Genomic DNA, 17,391 nt, shown 5'->3' with positions numbered 1-17,391 from the left:
CTTCCTCAGGAATGTTTGACCAGCTGGCGAATGGCGTCGCGGTAATCGAGATCGCTGCCATCGGCACCCAGCAGGGTTTGCCAGTCGGTGGCGGCGAGCTTTTCCAGCTGCTGGTGGCTGGCCCTAGACATGGTGGCGTCGACCCCGGCGTCTTCGAGGGTGGTGACCACGTCGTCCATCTCGGCGCTGCGCCGTTTGGCGTGGATCAGCGTGCGCGCAGTGAAGGTGTTGGCCAGTTGCTCGACGGTCTTGCCGTTGAGCGATTCGCCCAGCGAATCGACCAGCGTGTCGAGCACACCGAACTTCTCCCCTGCCTGGAAGGCTTCGAGCAGTAGTTGCGGCAGGCCTTTCATCACCACGCTTTTGAGCATCTTGATCGCCGAAGCGGCGCCGGCCTCGGCGTCCAGCACGGTCAGTTGCATGCCATAGGGGGTGAACGCGTCGGCGAACGCACGGGCACCGTCGCCGGCCAGCAGCATGGGTACACGATGGTTGTTGCCAGGCACCGTGCCCATCACCGCAGCGTCGCAGAAGACCACGCCGGGGGCCCTGGGCAGCGCGGCGATGGCTTGCTTGACGGTGGGCGCGGCCGAGTTCATGTCGACATAGGTCTGCCCGGCCACCAGCAGCGGCAGCACGCGCTCGGCCACGGCCAGTGCGCTGCTGGCACTGGTCAGGCAGGCCACGAAACGGGCGCCCTGGCAGGCGCTTTCCAGCGAATCGAAGAGGGTGACGTAAGTGTGCTCGGCGCGCTGGCGAATCGTCGCGCCGCGCTGGGGGTCATCTGCTTGGGCATCGAAGGCGCCAATCTGCAGGTCGCCTTGGGTGCGCAAGCCGGTGGCAAGGTGGTAGGCCGCTTCGCCAAACCCGATGAAAAGCAGTTCCATCAGCGTGTTCCTTGTTTGTATTGTTATTGATGGGGCTGGAGCAAGGCCTGTGCCAATTTCTGAGGAGAACCCTTTTACACAGTGCAATCAATGACTTGCAGAAACAAAGCGCGAACACTGTTTAACCATCGGATTGCAAATCCATTGCATTTCATTGCAAAGCCTTTCATCAGCCTTTAGCGTGCAATGACTACGCTCCAACAACTGCCCATCCACCAGGAGCGATTCCATGCTCGGCAAACTGGCTGTCATTTCTCCTTCCACAACCCTCACCGCGGTGATGAATCAGGTGCTGGAGAAACGTGGACTGCACGTGGCCGTGGTGGAAGCCGCGCAACATCAGGCGGTACTGATGGCGCAACGGGCGATCGACGAAGGTGCCAGCGTCCTGATCAGCCGTGGCAAGACCGCCAGCGTGCTGCGCGAGCACTTTCAGGTGCCTGTCGTGGAGGTGCGCCACACGTTCTTCGACTGCATCAATGCCTACCACAAAGCCTTGGTGGTGTCGGACCGCATCGCGTTCCTGGCCACCTCCGACGGCTATGCCGCGATCCTTGCGAAGGCAAGGCCGTTCATGCCAAGCGTCACCATCTGCCCGATCGACCCTTTCGGCAGCGCGCAAAGCACCGACGCGCAACTCGACCGCTTGCAGGAACAGGGCATCCAGGTGGCTATCGGCGGCCTGTCCCTGGAGCAGGCCGTCAAAGGCCGCGGCCTGCACTACATCATGTCCGACGCCGATGCCGACGCCGCCTTCGATGCCATCGACGAAGCCCTGCACCTGCTGCGCATCGAGCAGGAGCGACTGCACAAGCGTCTGGAGCTGCAGGGCCGCTACGAGATGATCCGGTCCATTCTCGACTGTGTCTCCGAGGGCATCTTCAGCATCGACAGCCACGGCGTGATCACCAACATGAACAGCGTCGCCACCCACTACCTGGGCAGCGTGCGCTGCGGCGACAACGTGGCCGGCCTGCTGGCACAGGACTACTTCGGCCGCGTGCTGGGCAAGGCCGAGGCGGTGCGCGGTGCCTTGATCAACCTGGGGCGCCTGTCACTGACCCTGAGCATCGCGCCCATCACCCTGGGCGACCAGGTGATCGGCGCCGTCGCGACCCTGCAGAAGCAGACCGAAATCAAGGCCATCGAGCAGAAAATGCGCCGTCAGCTGGCGCGCCAGCACGTCGCCGAGAATACCTTCGCGTCGATCATCGGCAGCAGCCCGGCACTGGCCAAGGCCAAGCGCCTGGCGCAGACCTTCGCGGCAGTGGACAGCACGGTGATGATCGAAGGCGAAACCGGCACCGGCAAGGAGTTGTTCGCCCAGAGTATCCACAACGCCTCGAAGCGGCGTCACGGCCCCTTCGTGGCGATCAACTGCGCGGCCTTCGCCCCCGGCGTGCTGGAGAGCGAGCTGTTCGGCTACGTGAAGGGGGCGTTCACCGGCGCCTTGACCGAGGGCAAGGCCGGCGTGTTCGAGCTGGCCCACACCGGCACGATCTTTCTCGACGAGATCAGCGAAACCTCGGCGGAAATCCAGCTCAAGCTGCTGCGCACGCTGCAGGAGCGCAAGGTGGTGCGTATCGGCGACGACAAGGTCACGCCAGTGGATATTCGCATCATCACGGCCAGCAACAAACGCTTGCCGCAGTTGGTGGCGCAGGGGCTGTTCCGCGAGGATTTCTTCTACCGCATCTGCGTACTCAAGCTGCAACTGCCTGCCCTGCGCGAACGGCGCCAGGACATTCCCGAACTGGTGACCCATTTGCTGGCCGGCTTCGGCATGCCAGCCGCCGCCCCCGGAGCGGCCCTGCTGGCGCGGCTGAGCGAGCATGAGTGGCCAGGCAACATTCGCCAGCTGGGCAACATCGTCGAGCGCCTGGCGGTCATGGGCCAGGGCCGCGAAATGACCGGGGCGTGGGTGGAAGAAGCGCTGGAAGACCTGCCCTCGCCCGTCCAGCTCACGTCCCAGCCGCCAACGCTGATCCGCAGCGAACGGCAGGTCCTGCTCGAGGCGTTGCACAGCGTGCGGGGCAACCGCGAACAGGCCGCCCGCCTGTTGCAGATCAGCACCACCACGCTGTGGCGGCGCATGAAGAAGTACCAGGACCTGGAGCCGGATGCATTCGCGCTGACCCGTCTGTGCGGGTCGCAGGATGCATCTGCCTAGCGCCAGGTCGCGGCGCTGGCAGAGCTCAGGAGTAGGCTTGGGAAACCTGCCCCACCGGCTGTTTGTGGCGCAGCGTCTGCTGTCGCGCCAGCTGCGCCTGGACCGCGGCGACCGCCTCGAGCACGCGGTGCGTCCAGCTCTGGTCATCCGGGCGCACCACGACCACGCGAAAACCATGCTCGTGGCCTTCGCTCTGCACACCCTCGGAGTCGTCGACGTGCAGGTCGATGTCGAAGGCCGGCGGAAACTTCGACGGCGAGAGGCTCATGCCATGGCTGGCCAGGGCGCGGCTGTGGACTTCGCTGTTGACCACGCCGTCCACGCGGATGCCATGCAACAGCAGCCAGCGTTTGATATAGGCCGGTGTGCGCCCGGAAGAGGTGTACACCCAGATGCTGCAACCCTGACGACGCAGTTCCCGCGTCAGCGAGCGGGTACCGATGCGCAGCGGCTCGCCCAGCCAGCGGTGCACGAAGCCCGGCAGCCAGCTCTGTTCGGCTTCGCTGTGATGGGGCAGGCAGGCCAGGGTGTCGTCGATGTCGAATGAGATACGCACGCGCGGACGGTTGAACGGATTCATCGGAGTAAGACCTGTGATCGCTTGCCACATCGTTTTGGGCCACGGTTGAGTTGAAGCGCTGTGCTCGCATCGGTCAGCGCGGTGTGTCTGGTTCATCGACCCCTGCCCTCGTGCAACGCCAGCTGCTTGTGGCTGAGGAAGAATTTCTTCGGGTCCGGTGCCTGCTCTTCGAGGAAGGCGGCGTATTTCTTCTTGATCTTGGGCAATTCGTAGAGCGCCTTGACGCCATGCTTGGCGGAGTTGCGGATCACCGACGAAGGGTTGAAATAACCCTGCGCATTATCCAACGACAGCACGAAAGGCGGTAGCCCGGCGCGGATCAGCAGATAGCTGACGATCAGCGAACCGGTGCGGTTGTTGCCTTCGATGAACAGCTGCGGCTTGCTGAGGATGCGCACGTAGACGCCGGCGGCGCGCTTCCACACCGACTCGCTGCGGTACGTGCAGTACCAGTTGTACAGATCCTTGATGCCACCTTCGGTGTTGTTGAAGAAATGCTCTTCGGTGGCGGCCAGGTGCTGGGCAAATTCCACACGCCGCGCCGGGTCACGCCCGCACAGCACCGTGGCATTGATTTCCAGCATCAGGTTGACCTGTTGCAGGTCGAACAGGTCAACCCCTGCTGCCACGTATTCGTCGACCAGGGCATAGCCGGCCAGGACGTTCTCCACGACCTCGTCCGTCAACGGATCACGCTGCTCGGTGAAGTGCTCGCTGAGCTCGGCGAAGCGGCCCTGCACTTCGCGCAGGGCTTCTTCGATGGCGGGCAGATCAAGACGACGCGTTGCAGACATGAATATTCCTGGACTCGATGGGTGAAACGGCATCCTGCCGCTGGCTAGCTGAACTTGCCGCTGATGTAGTCGCCAGTCATCTGTTCGCGCGGGTTTTCGAAGATCTGCGCAGTCGGGCCCATCTCCACCAGGTAGCCGGTGCGGGTCCCCTGGGAAATGTCCACCGAAAAGAACGCGGTGGTGTCGGCGACGCGTATGGCCTGCTGCATGTTATGGGTGACCAGCGCGATGGTGTAGTCCTTCTTGAGCTCCACCATCAGCTCTTCGACGCGGCGCGTCGCGATCGGATCGAGGGCCGAGCAGGGTTCGTCGAGCAGCAGCACTTCAGGCTCGGTGGCGATCGCGCGGGCAATGCACAGGCGTTGCTGCTGGCCGCCGGACAGCGACAGGCCGCTGACCTTGAGCTTGTCCTTGACCTCGTCCCACAGCGCCGCGCCCTGCAGCGCATGCTTGACCCGGTCGCCAAGGTCACCCTTGTAGCGGTTCAGACGCAGGCCGAAAGCAACGTTGTCGAAGATGCTCATGGAAAACGGGTTGGGCTGCTGGAAGACCATGCCGATGTAACGGCGCACCACCACCGGATCCACGCCCTTGCCATACACGTCCTGGCCGAGAAAATGCACGTGGCCTTCGAAGCGGAAGCCCTTCACCAGGTCGTTCATGCGGTTCAGGCTGCGCAGCACGGTGCTCTTGCCGCAACCCGAGGGACCGATGAAGCCGGTGATCTTGTTCTTCTCGATCGGTACGTGGCTGTCGCGCACGGCCATGAAGTTGCCGTAGAAGATCTTGTCGAGCTTGCAGTCCATGACCACAGGTGCCTGGGTCGCGAACGGGACGGCTTTTTGCACGGATAGTACACTCACAATATAGGTGCTCCCATTCTCAGAACTTGGGCTTGCCGAAAACACGACTGACAATGTTCACAAACAGCACGATCATCACCAACACGAGGGAGGCCGCCCAGGCGAGCTCCAACTGGTTGTCGAAGGGCATGCCGGAAAAGTTGTAGATCAGCACGGCCAGCGACGCGGTGGGGTTCATGACCGCCAGGCTGCCTTCGTGGTAGATCCAGTAGTTGCTGAACAGCGCGGTGAACAACAGCGGAGCGGTTTCACCTGCAGCCCGCGCCACGGCGAGCATGACCCCGGTGAGAATCGCCGGCATGCCGGTGGGCAGGATGATCTTCCAGATCACCTGCGAGCGCGTGCAACCCATGCCATAGGCCGCGTCCTTCATCACCTTGGGGACCATCTTCATGGACTCTTCGGCGGTCAGCACCACGATCGGCAGCATCAGCACGGCCAGGGCCACCCCGCCCGCCGGTGCGGAATAGGTGCCGGTGGTCATGACCACCAGCGCATAGGCGAACACCCCGGCCAGGATCGACGGCAGGCCGGTGAGCATTTTCGCCGCGAAACGCGCGGCGTTGGCCAGCTTGCTGTCCGGCCCCAGTTCGGCGAGGAACACCGCTGCCATGATGCCCACAGGTACCGCGATTGCCGCCGCGATGCCGACCATCACGAAGGTGCCGGCCATGGCATTGCCGAAGCCGCCGCCGGTTTCGAAACCGGTCGGTGGCAGCTCGGTGAACACTTCCAGGCTCAGCCGCGCACCGCCGCGGGTGATCAACATGTACAGCACCGACAGCAGCGGCACGCTGGCGATCAGCGCGCCGCTCCAGACCAGCGTGGTCAATACCAGGCTGCGCAGGGCGCGGCCTTCGAACTTGCGCTGCAGGCTGGGCAGCGCAGCGGTAGGCGTACTCAGGCTTGTCATTATTTGCTACCCCGTTGCGCGTAGACCATGAGCATCGAGCCGATGAGGTTGACGATCAGGGTGATCAGCATCAATACCAGTGCCGCGTACATCAGCACTTCGATCTCGTTGGGCCCGGCCTCCGGGAAGTTCAGTGCCAGCAGCGCTGCCAGGGTGTTGGCCGGTGCGAACAGCGACAGCGAGATGTTGTTGGCGTTGCCCACCAGCATCGCCAGGGCCATGGTTTCACCCAGGGCTCGACCCAGGCCCAGTACCAGCGAACCGAAAATACCGGTCGCAGCCGAGGGCACCATGACCTTCAGGATCGCTTCCCAGTGCGTGGTGCCCATGCCGTAGGCCGCTTGCTTGGTTTTCATCGGCACAGCGGTCAGCGCGTCCTGGGACACGGCGGCGATGGTTGGCAAAATCATGATGGCCAGCACCAGCGCAGCCGGCAGCAGCCCGGGCCCGCTCAGTGATGTGCCGAAAATGGGAATCCAGCTCAGTTCGGTGTGCAGCCAGGTGGTCAGCGGGCGTATGGCCGGAATCACCACATAGATGCCCCACAGGCCGTAGACGACGCTTGGAATGGCCGCGAGCAGTTCGACGATGGTACGAAACACCGCTGCCAGCTTGGCGGGGAGAAAATCCTGGGTCAGGAAGATCGCCATGCTGATACCGAAGAAGCCAGCGATGATCAGGGCGATCAGGGCGCTGTACAGCGTGCCCCAGATGGCCGGGAGAATGCCGTACTTGCCTTGGTTGACATCCCACACGGTGCCGAACAGCACATCGAAACCGTGTTTTTCCATGCCGGGCAGTGCCTTGCGCCCTACTTCGAATATCAGGGCAAATACCACGGCCAGAATCAGCACCACACCGACGCGCGCAAGCGCACGGAACGTGCGATCGACCAGGAAATCCTTCGTCGAAGGCGGCTGGCAGGCTGAGTCCGGGTTATCCGGTACAACGAAAGGGCTGTTCATTGATTAATTCCGGGGTGTGGAAGTAGACCTCGCCCGACCCGGCAGCGAAGCCAGGACGGGAGAGGTCTCGCGCATGTCACTGGATATTGGCGCTGGCTTTGCGAACCTGCTCCACAACCGAGGGCGGCAGCGGGATGTAGCCCATCGAATCGGCGATCTTCTGGCCTTCGGTCAGGCTGTACTCGATCATGTCGCGCATGGCCTTGGCCTTGGCCGGATCTTCGTTCTGCTTGCGGAAGATCATCCAGGTGTAGGTGGTGATCGGGTAGGACTTCTCACCTTCTGGATCCGGCAGCCAGGCCACCAGGTTTTCCGGCATCTTGACCGCGGCCAGGGCCTCGGCACCGCTTTCGGCATTCGGCACTACGTATTTGCCGGCCTTGTTCTGCAGTTCGGCGAAGTCGACCTTGGCCAGTTTGGCGAAGCCATACTCGATGTAGCCGATCGCGCCAGGGGTCTGGCGAACGGTGGCGGTCACGCCGTCGTTCTTGGGCGACTTGATGAACTTGTCACTGGCAGGCCAGTTGACGGTGTTGCCCTCGCCCAGGGTCTGCTTGAACGCCGGGTTGATGGTTGCCAGGTGCTTGGTGAACACTGCGGTGGTGCCACTGGAGTCGGCGCGCACGACCACGGTGATGGGCATGTCGGTGAGTTTCAGATCCGGGTTGGCAGCGACGATCTGCGGATCGTTCCACTTGGTGATCTTGCCCAGGAAGATGTTGGAGTAGACTTCACGCGGCAGTTTCAGGCCCTTGGGGCTGCCCGGCAGGTTGTAGGCCAGGACGATTTCGCCCGCGGTCATCGGCAGCAGTTGCGCGCCTTCGGCAACCTTGGCGATGTCTTCATCTTTCATGGCCGAGTCGCTGGCAGCGAAATCGACGGTCTTGTTCAAAAAGTCCTGTACGCCTGCACCGCTCCCCTTGGACTGGTAGTCAACGGTAACGCCAGCGGTTTTCTTGCTGAAGTCCTTGAACCAGGTGAGGTAGATCGGGGCCGGAAAGCTGGCGCCGGAGCCGGTCAGCCGCACGCTTTCGGCAGCGAAGGCCATGGAGCTGGCGCTGAGCGAAACGGCAACGGCGAGCGCGGCAGACTTCATCAAACTTTTCATCTAAGGAACTCACTGAGATAAAGGGCAACGGAACTGTGCACAGCTTTTGTTACGGTTTGATGAATCCGACGACCGGCAGTGACCCGTTCGCGGATGACGAGTGCGTAAATCTCATCGAGTTGTTGTAACCTCGCCCGGCGCCAGCGCGGGCAATGCCTGTTGTCCTGGCTCAGGCCTCCATCATTTCTACGCCTGGTTGCTCGCCGCAGCTGGCAACCGCTCAAAGAGAATCCGAACATGCGGCATTCCATGATCAATCGTTGGTGCATGGGCTTGCTGGCCCTGTGCCTGTGGGCCACCCTGCCCGTCCATGCCGAGCCTGCCCCGGCACCGCCGGCCAGTACCGCCAGCGCGCCGGTCGAAGTGCTGGCCACGCCCGCGCAGCTCAGCGACCAGCTCGACCAGATTCGCCAGAAGGTGTCGACTGCCGCCAACGACGACCTGCTGGCCAGCCTGCGCCAGGCAGCGTTGCAAGTGCAGCGTCAGGCCGATGCGTTGCTGGCGCGCCAGGGCGTGGACATGGGGCACCTGGATGACCAGCTCAACGTGCTCGGCGCTGCCCAACCCGACGAGCCGCAGACCTTGACGGCCCAGCGCCGCACGCTGACCAACCAGAAGAAGGCCTTGACCACCGACCAGGCCGACACCACGGCGCTGAGTACCTCGGCCGGTGACCTGGCGATCCAGATTCTCAACCTGCGGCGCAACCTGCTGGACACCCAGATCAGCACCCGGTCCGCCAGCCCGTTGAGTTCCGCGTTCTGGTCCAGCCTGATCCAGCCCACCGATGACGACGTCAGAAAGCTGGGCAGCCTGTGGCAGGACGTCTCTCAGGTCTTCGACAGCGCCCTGGCACCCGGCTCGCGCGGCACGTTCATCACGATCGTGCTGGGCGCCCTGCTGGTATGGGTGGTGGCCCGACGGCTGATCGAGCGGCTGCTGGTGCGGGCCATGATCCGCTGGTTCCCCGAAGGTCGGCTGCGCCGCAGTACCCTGGCCCTGGCCACCGGGCTGACCACGGTGCTGACCATCAGCGCGGCGACCTCTCTGCTGCAGTGGGGCATCGTCAGCCATTCGCAACCCAGCGCCAATGTGTTGAACCTGATCGAACAGGTGCAGACGCTGATCCTGTTCTGCGCCTTCATCGTCGGCATGGGCCGCGCCCTGCTGATGCTGCCCAACCCGTCCTGGCGCCTGCCCAACATTCCCGACCCGATCGCCAGCGCCATTGGCAACCTGCCAGCCGTGCTTGCACTCGCACTGATGTTCACCGGCACCTTCGAACGGATCAACAGCGTGATCGCCAGCAGCCTGGCGCTGTCGGTCGCGGTCAACGGCCTGACCGCGCTGCTGGTGGCGTCGATCTTCGTCTACGGCCTGGTGCGTGTGCGCCAGACGCGTCGCCGCTTCGCCCTCGAGCGCACCGCAGGCTTCGTCGGCCTTATTCCGTTCATCCTCTCGGTGTGGATCGGCATCATCGTGCTCGGGCTGTTGAGCGGTTACCTGACGCTGGCCTATGTACTGACCGTCAAGTTGCTGTGGATCAGCCTGGTTACCTCGACCGCGTACCTGTTGACGGTGTTCTTCGTCGACATCTGCGAAACCCTGCTCTCGCCCAAGCAGTCCGGCGGCCAGGCCCTGGGCGCCATGCTCGGGCTGTCGCCACGGCATCAGGCCCAGGCCAGTACCCTGCTGGCCGGCGTGGGCCGAACCTTGCTGCTGTGCGTTGCGCTGATTCTGGCCTTCATGCCGTCGGGATCGAACCCCAGCGAACTGCTGGCCAGCTTCGCCCGGCTGGACGTGGGCAGCAAATCCCTCGGCGCCTTCAACATCGTGCCGGGCGATATCCTCATTGCGGTGCTGCTGCTGGTCGGCGGTCTGTTCAGCATCCGTGTCCTGAAGAACTGGCTGGGTGACCGCCTGCTGCCGGAAACCAACATGGACGCCGGCATGCGCGCCTCGCTGGTGACCCTGGTCGGCTACATCGGCTTCGTGCTGTTGGGTATCGCGGTGCTGTCGACGCTGCGCATCAGCCTGACCAACCTGACCTGGGTGGTCAGCGCGCTGTCGGTCGGTATCGGCTTTGGCTTGCAGGCGATCGTGCAGAACTTCATCTCCGGGCTGATCCTGCTCACCGAGCGGCCGGTCAAGGTGGGCGACTGGGTCAGCCTGGCGGGTGTGGAGGGGGATATTCGCCGCATCAACGTGCGCGCCACGGAAATCCAGATGGGCGACCGTTCGACGGTGATCGTTCCCAACTCGCAGTTCATTACCCAGAACGTGCGCAACGTGACCATGGGCAACGCGTTGGGCGTGGTGGGCATCACCCTCACCCTGCCACTGGACACCGACGTGCTGAAGATCCGCGAGCTGCTGATGACCGCCTACGCCGAGCATGAAGCGGTCCTGGCCGAACCGGCACCGTCGGTAACCTTCAAGGACCTGACCAGCGCCGGCCTGCTGATCAGCGTCAGCGGCTTCGTCAACAGCCCGCGTTCGGTGGGAACGGCGCGCAGCGACCTGCTGTTCACCATCCTTGACCGCCTGCGCACCATGGGCGTAGCGCTGTCGGCGCCACAAAGCATGTTGCTGATCAACGAAAAGGGCGAAGCCAGCCCCGCCCCGGAGAATGGCTCGATCAGCTGATTGTCACCCGGTAGTGGACAGTGAAACGCTGTCCACCCGATTTATCCTCTCCAGGGTCGAAGCTAGTCTAGCCTCAGTTCCAACACACCCCCAGCGAACCGAGAGGACCCGACCATGACCCACACGACCTACAACCGCCTGAACAAAGACGATGCCGTAGTTCTGCTCGTCGACCATCAAACCGGCTTGATTTCGTTGGTGCAGGACTTTACGCCGAACGAGTTCAAGAACAACGTCCTTGCCTTGGCCGACCTGGCCAAGTTCTTCGAGCTGCCGACCATCCTCACCACCAGCTTCGAACAAGGCCCGAACGGGCCGCTGGTGCCAGAGCTCAAGGAGATGTTCCCGGACGCGCCCTACATTGCGCGTCCCGGCCAGATCAACGCCTGGGACAACGAAGACTTCGTCGCTGCCATCAAGGCCACCGGCCGCCGGCAGATCATCATCGCAGGCGTAGTCACCGATGTGTGCGTTGCGTTCCCGACCCTGTCGGCGCTGGCCGAAGGCTTCGAGGTGTTCGTCGTCACCGATGCGTCCGGCACCTTCAACCACACCGTGCAACAGGCCTCCTGGGCACGGATGTCGGCAGCGGGCGCACAGTTGATGAACTGGTTTTCGGTGGCGTGCGAGCTGCACCGTGACTGGCGCAACGATATCGAAGGCCTGGGCAACCTGCTGTCCCAGCGCATTCCCAACTACCGCAACCTGATGAACAGCTACTCGGCCCTGGCCAACAAGTAAGGCAAAAAAAACGCTCCTCCCGGCGTGTGGCCGAGGGGGAGCGTTTGTGCATCCGGGGTTCGGGTTATCAGCTCGAATGCTGTACGAACAACGCGCTTACATCCGCAGTCAACTGGTTGGTAGCGCCCAGGTAGTCGATCAGTTCCGCCGCACGGCTGCCCCGCAGGCCTGCGGTGGTGATCTTGCCGTCATGGACGTACGTGTACACCCCCGACACGGCGAACGCCTTGAGCTGGGCAATGTGCCGAGCCTGCTCGGCCTGCGACTGCTGGAACTCGTCACTCTGGAAAAACTGTCGACGCGCCAGCGGGCTGAGGAACGCGATCTCCAGCACGGCCAGCTGTTCCCGCACCGGCGTCGCCTTGTGCGCCACATCCGGGGCAGGCGGATGCATGCCGTCGTTGTCGAACGGCGCACACAGGTGCAGGCGCACCTTGAGCACCGCATCACTGGCTGCGAGCAGCGGGCCCAGTTCGTCGCGCAGGTACTGATGCAGGCTTTCCAGGGTGCCGCGCGGACTCAGGTGCAGGTGAATGCGATCGGCCTGATCCAGGCCATTCATCACCTCATCGCCGGTGCGGTTGAGCAGATTGATCGAGCCCTCGGGCAGGTCATAGGCCAGGGTTTCCTCGAACATGTTCTGTTCATCGCTGAACAACAGCGAGCTGGCGTCCTGGAACTGCTTCTGGTCAGCCGCAGACAGGAAGCCGATTTCCACGCCGCCGTCGAGTTCGTAGTCGATGATTTCCTGGATGCCTTCGGCCAGCGGCCACAGATGGGCATCCTGCTCGCGGGACAGATGGTGCTGGATATACAGGCCCAACCCCGGCAGCCGCGCGCACAGCGGACCGTGCACGTCTCGCCAGTAGTGGGCGAATATGTCGTGCGGCACCCGTGGTCGACGCTTGACGGTGGTATAGCTGTTGATCTGGATCATGCATCACCCGTGGGATTGAAAACTGTGTCTGTTCAGAGCCCGGTAGCGCAGCACGGGTTCAACTTGACTGGGCGCAATGACGGGCGAGCGGTAGACCGCTAGGGATTGGAGATCCGGTTGACGCTGGTAATCCCGCCGTTCCAGATCATTTCGTAGTGCCCCGCCTGAATGATCGAGGCAACAGGCCTGGGCGTCATCAACGCCCAGCAATGGTTGCCCAGCGAGCGTACCGAATGGTAGAGCAGGCCCGTGGCGCCCAGTTGCCGAACTTGCGCACCCAGCACATTGGCGGCGCTGTAGTCGTCCGGGGCGTAAACCGGATCTTGCAACGACAGCCCGGTGGCATCGCGGCAGGCGGCATCATTGAAAGCGCAGACCAGGCTGCGGAAGACGAAACGCTCGTAGTTCAAGCCGGCTACCTTTGCCCAGTAGCGGTTTTGATGGTGGTGCACCTCGGCAATCGCCGTCTCCACCGTATCGGCCAGGTACAGCACCCCATAGCTGCCATCACTGAAGCGCGAGCCATCGGCATTCACATGGGTGAACGGCGCCGTGGCGTAGGAACAACCCACGATACCGAACGGAATCTGGTCCAGGGCAATCAACTGCAGCGCGCCGACCTCGTTCTGCAGCCTGGGGTTGGTCAGTGCCTGAAGCCGATAGAGCATGTCGAACTCGTCGGCATCGGCGACATCGTCGAACAGCGCGATGGGCGGAAACCGCGAGTTCACCAGGCGATAGGCCTGCACGGCGGCGCCGGCTACGGTAGGCAATCGAGCCGCCGTCACCATTGCGCGCCACGCAACGCATCCACGCGGCGAAAGGTTTCGTAGAGCGAGATGAAATCGCCCTGGGCCATCACCTCGAGCGGTTTACGGCCGTTGAAGAAGGCATTGGCGTTCTCCATGTTGGCAAAGCCATAGACGTTTTCCGGGTTGTCGAAAATCGTGCGCAAGGCGGCATGAATGTTGAGCACGAAGCTGATGCGATGCATCTGGTCCATGTCCAGGCTCACGGACCAGTGGGCATCGCCCTGCCGGCCACGGCTGTAGGTGCTGCGCGAGATACGCAGGATCTTGCAGGCCTGCTCGCCCGACGCGTTCCATTTGTCCAGAATGCGCAAGGCGGTGCGCAGACCGGTCACGCATTGGTCGCGGGTGAACTCGGCGGTTTGCAGCGAGGCAGTCATGGTCAGGCCCTTTTTTGATCTACAGAGCCAATGTTAACACTTATAGGTCTGTAGAATCAATTCGCGAGCATCAGGTTCGGACACGCTCAGGGCGATGGCAGCTTCTCGACGTCCTCCAGTGCCCGGTACACCTCATCCACCCAAGGCTGCCAGTCGTCGCGCGGCAGCGGCCCTGCCTCCAGGCGCTGCTGCAGGCGCTCTGCGGCTTCGGCCAGCGGCAGTGCGCCGGCCATGCGCGCAGCCCCTTCCATGCGATGGGCCAGGCCCACGGCCGCCTGCAAGCGCTGCTCGTGCAACGCCTGGGTCAGCTCGCGCAAATCGTCTCGGCAGGTCGTTACCAGAAGCTGCTCGAGCGTTCGCCGGGTCGCCGCATCGAGTGCCGGCGCAAGCGACCCCACCGATCGCTCGGCAACCCTCAGGAATTGGCCGCAGACCCGTGTCAGTGCCGACAGCTGCAAGGGCTTGAGCAGCACATCGTTCATGCCGCTGGCATAGCAGCGCTGTACGTGCTCGGGATCACTGGCGGCGGAAATGGCAACGATGGGAACGTGCCCATGGCTGCCCGGCATTTGCCGGATCTTTCGGGCCAATGCGTAGCCATCGAGGTCCGGCAACTGGCAATCCAGCAGTACCAGCCCCAGACCGTGATGCACACTGATTGCGCGCAAGGCCTGGGTCGCGCTCCCGACCACCTCGCAGCGGTAGCCCAGCATATCCAGTTGCTGGACGATGACGCGCTGGTTGAGCACATGGTCTTCGACCACCAGCACCGTCTTGCGCAGCGCCACCGATGTTTCCGCCGAAGCGGGAGGCGATGCGGCAGCCAGTGTCGGCGGCGACGCTTGCAGCGCCACCGGCAACCGGCAGCTGATTTCGGTGCCGTTGCCCACTTCGCTGCGCAGGGCGATGCTGCCACCCATGAGCTGGATCAGCTCGCGGCAGATGGCCAGACCCAAGCCGCTGCCCCCGTAGCGCTCGGTCGTGCTGCCATTGGCCTGGGTGAATGCTTCGAACACAGCGTTGTGGCGATCCGGCGCGATGCCGACACCACTGTCGCTAACGCGGATCTCCAGCCACCCGCCTGCGCCACTGGCCGTGGGGCGGCATTCGAGGGCCAGGCTGACCTGGCCATGGTGGGTGAACTTGACCGCATTGGAGAGCAGATTGGTGAGAATCTGCCGCACCCGCAGGCGATCGATCCTGAGCAGCCTGTGATCGAACCCCAGCGCGCGGTAATCCAGGGTCAATCCCTTACGCTCGGCTTCCAGGCGGTACAGCTCGGCGACACTGCGGCCCAACGCGGCCACGTCGGTGGGCTGCAGGTGCAGCTGCACCGCGCCGGCATCCAGGCGGGTGATCTCCAGAATGTCGTCGAGCAGCTCCAACAGATTCACCGCCGAATCGTTGGCCAGGCTGACCCACTGCTGTTCACGGACACCCAGCTGGCTGCGGGAAAGCAGCTCGATGGCCGACAGCACTGCATTCATCGGCGTGCGAATCTCGTGGCCGAGCATGGCCAGGAAACGCGCCATGCGCCGTTCGCTGCGTTGCGCGCGGCGCTGCGCCACGCGGGCGAGGCGGACCAGGGTGGCGAGCAGCAGCAACAGCCCGAGTCCGGCGACGATTTCCAGCCAGTAATACTGCGCCAGGGTCTGCCAGGTGGGTGCGCCGAAATCGGTCTGCGCCAGCCAACGGTCATAGATGTCATCGGTGGCCTTGGAGGTGAGGCTGCCCAGCGCCTTGTCGACGATGGCGCGCAACAGCGGCTCGCTGGGTGTCACGCCCATGGCCAGCACCACTGGCATGTCGGCCACCACGCCGGCCAGGTGCAGGCGACCGGCGTACTTGCGGCGCAGCACCGGTTGCAGCACGACGTCCAGACCGATTGCCACGTCGGCGCGTTGTTCGGCCACTGCGGCCAGGGCCTGTTCAGCATCACCGAGCAACAGCAGGCGAACGCCGGGATGGTGCTGGCGAAGGTAGTGTTCATAGCCGCCACCGCCTTTCACCGCCACGGTCTGTCCCGTCAGCCGGCTGGCAGTGAACAGCATCGGCTTGCCGGCGCGGGTGATCGCCACCGTCGCGCCAAAGAAATACGGCTGGCTCAACAGCAACTGGCTGCGAGGCTGTGCGTCGAGCAAGCGCTCGGACACTGCCGAGGCCAGCATCAGTCGGCCGCTGGCCAGGGCCTGCTGCGTCGTCTGCCAGTCGGGGCTGGGCACGCGGACCAGACGCAGGCCGGTGGTGCGCTGGATATGATCGATGTAGTCACGGGTCAGCCCCTGGTGCTGGCCATTTTCCACGTACTCGATGGGCCAGTAGGGATCCACCGCATACTCCACCACCGGGTGGTCACGAATCCAGGCGCGCTCGCCCTCGGTCAACGCCAGCGTCGCAGCGTCGAGCGAAGCGCTGCAGCACAGCGCGATCAGGGGAACGACCCAAGCCTTCATGGTGCGGCTGTCCGTGAGGTGCTTACGGGCAGACTAACAGGGCTTGGAGCTGACAGGTTTTTAACGTTTACGAGGTATTCGAACGATTATTTTCAGCGTTCGAGACCCTTCCAGCGGCCGGCGGCGACTGCTACTGGCGTTGCACCACCGCCACCTCCGCGACCGGTGCCAGGTGCGCCGCAAGGTCGATGGACAGCGTCTGCGCCGCGCTCCAGCGCAGGTGGATGGCATCGACGAAGGCCGCTTCGCCGACCCGGTATTCGGTGTCGGCGTTCCACAACCGCGCGCCACTGCGCTCCAGGGTCCGGCGCAGCGCGCTGTCGAACGCGGCCAGCAGGCGACCGTCGCCATCGTGTTCGGCCTTCCACTGCGGATGCAGTGGTGTTGCGACCACGGTCAGCGGGCGCCCTTCGCGCTGGAGGCGCTGCGCCAGGCTGTCGAGCGCTGCGAAGCAGGTCGGGTCGAGCGCGTCGGGCTTTCCGTACAGCAGCGCGCGCGAGTTGCGGGTATCCAGCGGCCCGTCCCCGTAGCGGTTGAAGACCAGCGGATCGAACTCGACCTGCCCGGCCCGCTGCGCCTTGACCGTACGCGCGTTGCGCAGCAGCGAGCCGGGGGTGAAATAGCGCATGTAGGGAAGCCAGGCCGAACCCTGTCCATACACGTAGGCATCGGCATCGCGGCGGTCGAACACGGCCGCGGCAGCCGTGCTGCAACCCGCAAAGTCCAGTGGGTCGACGATCATCAGCACTTGCTCGACGGTGGTTTCACGGTCCAGCAGCCAGTTGGCGACGTACACCGCCTGATTGGCGCGCAGTCCGCAGAACGCACCATTGAGCGGCCGTATCCCAGGTGCCTTGTTGGCAACGGTCTGGCCGTCGAAATGCCGCCATGCGACCGACGAGCCTACCACCAGCAGGTTCGGCGTCTGCGCGGGATGCTCACGCATGAACGAAAGCTTTTCGTCCGCACACAGGCTGTTGGAAAACGCCGGTGGCGGCAGGTTGCCCGTGGCGCGCAGCCCTAGAATCAAGCCGGCAAACAGCGCCAGACTGCCGAACAGCCCGACACCCATCCAGATCAGGTAGGCAGGGCCCATCGCGGCGCCCGCAGGCGGCGATGCGTGTGGCTGTGCGGTCGGTTGCATC

Annotated in this window: 15 protein-coding genes; 3 read left to right on the top strand and 12 right to left on the bottom strand. The window is 63.6% G+C overall.

Annotation, left to right across the window (positions count from 1 at the left end):
- Positions 1 to 5 precede the first annotated feature (5 nt).
- Positions 6 to 887 carry a DUF1932 domain-containing protein gene (locus IFT98_RS14105; protein WP_192049388.1) on the bottom strand — a complete coding sequence of 294 codons (882 nt, stop codon included), beginning with the start codon at positions 885 to 887 and terminating at the stop codon, positions 6 to 8.
- 229 nt (positions 888 to 1,116) lie between these two features.
- Between IFT98_RS14105 and IFT98_RS14100 the strand changes: the two genes are divergently transcribed.
- Positions 1,117 to 3,057: a sigma 54-interacting transcriptional regulator gene (locus IFT98_RS14100; protein WP_192049386.1), complete on the top strand. Its 1,941-nt coding sequence runs from the start codon at positions 1,117 to 1,119 to the stop codon at positions 3,055 to 3,057.
- Between the two features lie 25 nt (positions 3,058 to 3,082).
- On the opposite strand, the gene IFT98_RS14095 is transcribed toward IFT98_RS14100, so the two are convergent.
- The 6 genes from IFT98_RS14095 to pstS all read right to left on the bottom strand — a co-directional run bounded on the left by IFT98_RS14095 (position 3,083) and on the right by pstS (position 8,280).
- Complete coding sequence (locus tag IFT98_RS14095) at positions 3,083 to 3,637, bottom strand: hypothetical protein (protein ID WP_244650958.1); 555 nt, start codon at positions 3,635 to 3,637, stop codon at positions 3,083 to 3,085.
- 92 nt (positions 3,638 to 3,729) lie between these two features.
- On the bottom strand, positions 3,730 to 4,431 hold the full coding sequence (locus IFT98_RS14090) for a hypothetical protein (RefSeq protein ID WP_192049384.1): 702 nt from the start codon (positions 4,429 to 4,431) through the stop codon (positions 3,730 to 3,732).
- A gap of 44 nt (positions 4,432 to 4,475) precedes the next feature.
- Entirely contained in the window at positions 4,476 to 5,237 is a 762-nt protein-coding gene (gene pstB, locus IFT98_RS14085) for a phosphate ABC transporter ATP-binding protein PstB (RefSeq protein WP_010210300.1), read from the bottom strand.
- 76 nt (positions 5,238 to 5,313) lie between these two features.
- Entirely contained in the window at positions 5,314 to 6,207 is an 894-nt protein-coding gene (pstA, locus tag IFT98_RS14080; protein WP_122797515.1) for a phosphate ABC transporter permease PstA, read from the bottom strand.
- Entirely contained in the window at positions 6,207 to 7,172 is a 966-nt protein-coding gene (pstC, locus tag IFT98_RS14075; protein WP_192049382.1) for a phosphate ABC transporter permease subunit PstC, read from the bottom strand. Before pstC ends, pstA begins: the two co-directional genes overlap by 1 nt.
- A 76-nt stretch (positions 7,173 to 7,248) precedes the next feature.
- Positions 7,249 to 8,280 (bottom strand): phosphate ABC transporter substrate-binding protein PstS, encoded by a 1,032-nt coding sequence (gene pstS, locus IFT98_RS14070; protein ID WP_122477972.1) that lies wholly within the window; start codon positions 8,278 to 8,280, stop codon positions 7,249 to 7,251.
- Positions 8,281 to 8,517: 237 nt separating this feature from the next.
- Here pstS and IFT98_RS14065 point away from each other — a divergent pair, with 237 nt between their 5' ends.
- Both IFT98_RS14065 and ycaC read left to right on the top strand, forming a co-directional pair.
- A complete protein-coding gene (locus IFT98_RS14065; protein ID WP_192049380.1) occupies positions 8,518 to 10,926 on the top strand; it encodes a DUF3772 domain-containing protein in 2,409 nt (802 codons plus the stop codon).
- Between the two features lie 114 nt (positions 10,927 to 11,040).
- Positions 11,041 to 11,667 carry an isochorismate family cysteine hydrolase YcaC gene (ycaC, locus tag IFT98_RS14060; protein WP_122477968.1) on the top strand — a complete coding sequence of 209 codons (627 nt, stop codon included), beginning with the start codon at positions 11,041 to 11,043 and terminating at the stop codon, positions 11,665 to 11,667.
- Positions 11,668 to 11,734: 67 nt separating this feature from the next.
- On the opposite strand, the gene IFT98_RS14055 is transcribed toward ycaC, so the two are convergent.
- From IFT98_RS14055 to IFT98_RS14035, 5 genes are all read right to left on the bottom strand, one after another.
- On the bottom strand, positions 11,735 to 12,604 hold the full coding sequence (locus IFT98_RS14055; RefSeq protein ID WP_192049378.1) for a hypothetical protein: 870 nt from the start codon (positions 12,602 to 12,604) through the stop codon (positions 11,735 to 11,737).
- Between the two features lie 98 nt (positions 12,605 to 12,702).
- Positions 12,703 to 13,395 (bottom strand): RES family NAD+ phosphorylase, encoded by a 693-nt coding sequence (locus IFT98_RS14050; protein ID WP_192049376.1) that lies wholly within the window; start codon positions 13,393 to 13,395, stop codon positions 12,703 to 12,705.
- On the bottom strand, positions 13,389 to 13,793 hold the full coding sequence (locus tag IFT98_RS14045; protein ID WP_192049374.1) for an antitoxin Xre-like helix-turn-helix domain-containing protein: 405 nt from the start codon (positions 13,791 to 13,793) through the stop codon (positions 13,389 to 13,391). Before IFT98_RS14045 ends, IFT98_RS14050 begins: the two co-directional genes overlap by 7 nt.
- 86 nt (positions 13,794 to 13,879) lie before the next feature.
- On the bottom strand, positions 13,880 to 16,246 hold the full coding sequence (locus tag IFT98_RS14040; protein ID WP_192049372.1) for an ATP-binding protein: 2,367 nt from the start codon (positions 16,244 to 16,246) through the stop codon (positions 13,880 to 13,882).
- A 130-nt stretch (positions 16,247 to 16,376) separates the two neighbouring features.
- Complete coding sequence (locus tag IFT98_RS14035) at positions 16,377 to 17,390, bottom strand: hypothetical protein (protein WP_192049370.1); 1,014 nt, start codon at positions 17,388 to 17,390, stop codon at positions 16,377 to 16,379.
- Position 17,391: the final 1 nt, after the last annotated feature.

Source organism: Pseudomonas sp. CFBP 8770 (assembly GCF_014841705.1).
Taxonomy (GTDB): Bacteria; Pseudomonadota; Gammaproteobacteria; order Pseudomonadales; family Pseudomonadaceae; genus Aquipseudomonas.
This window is presented reverse-complemented; position numbering and strand designations above follow the sequence as displayed.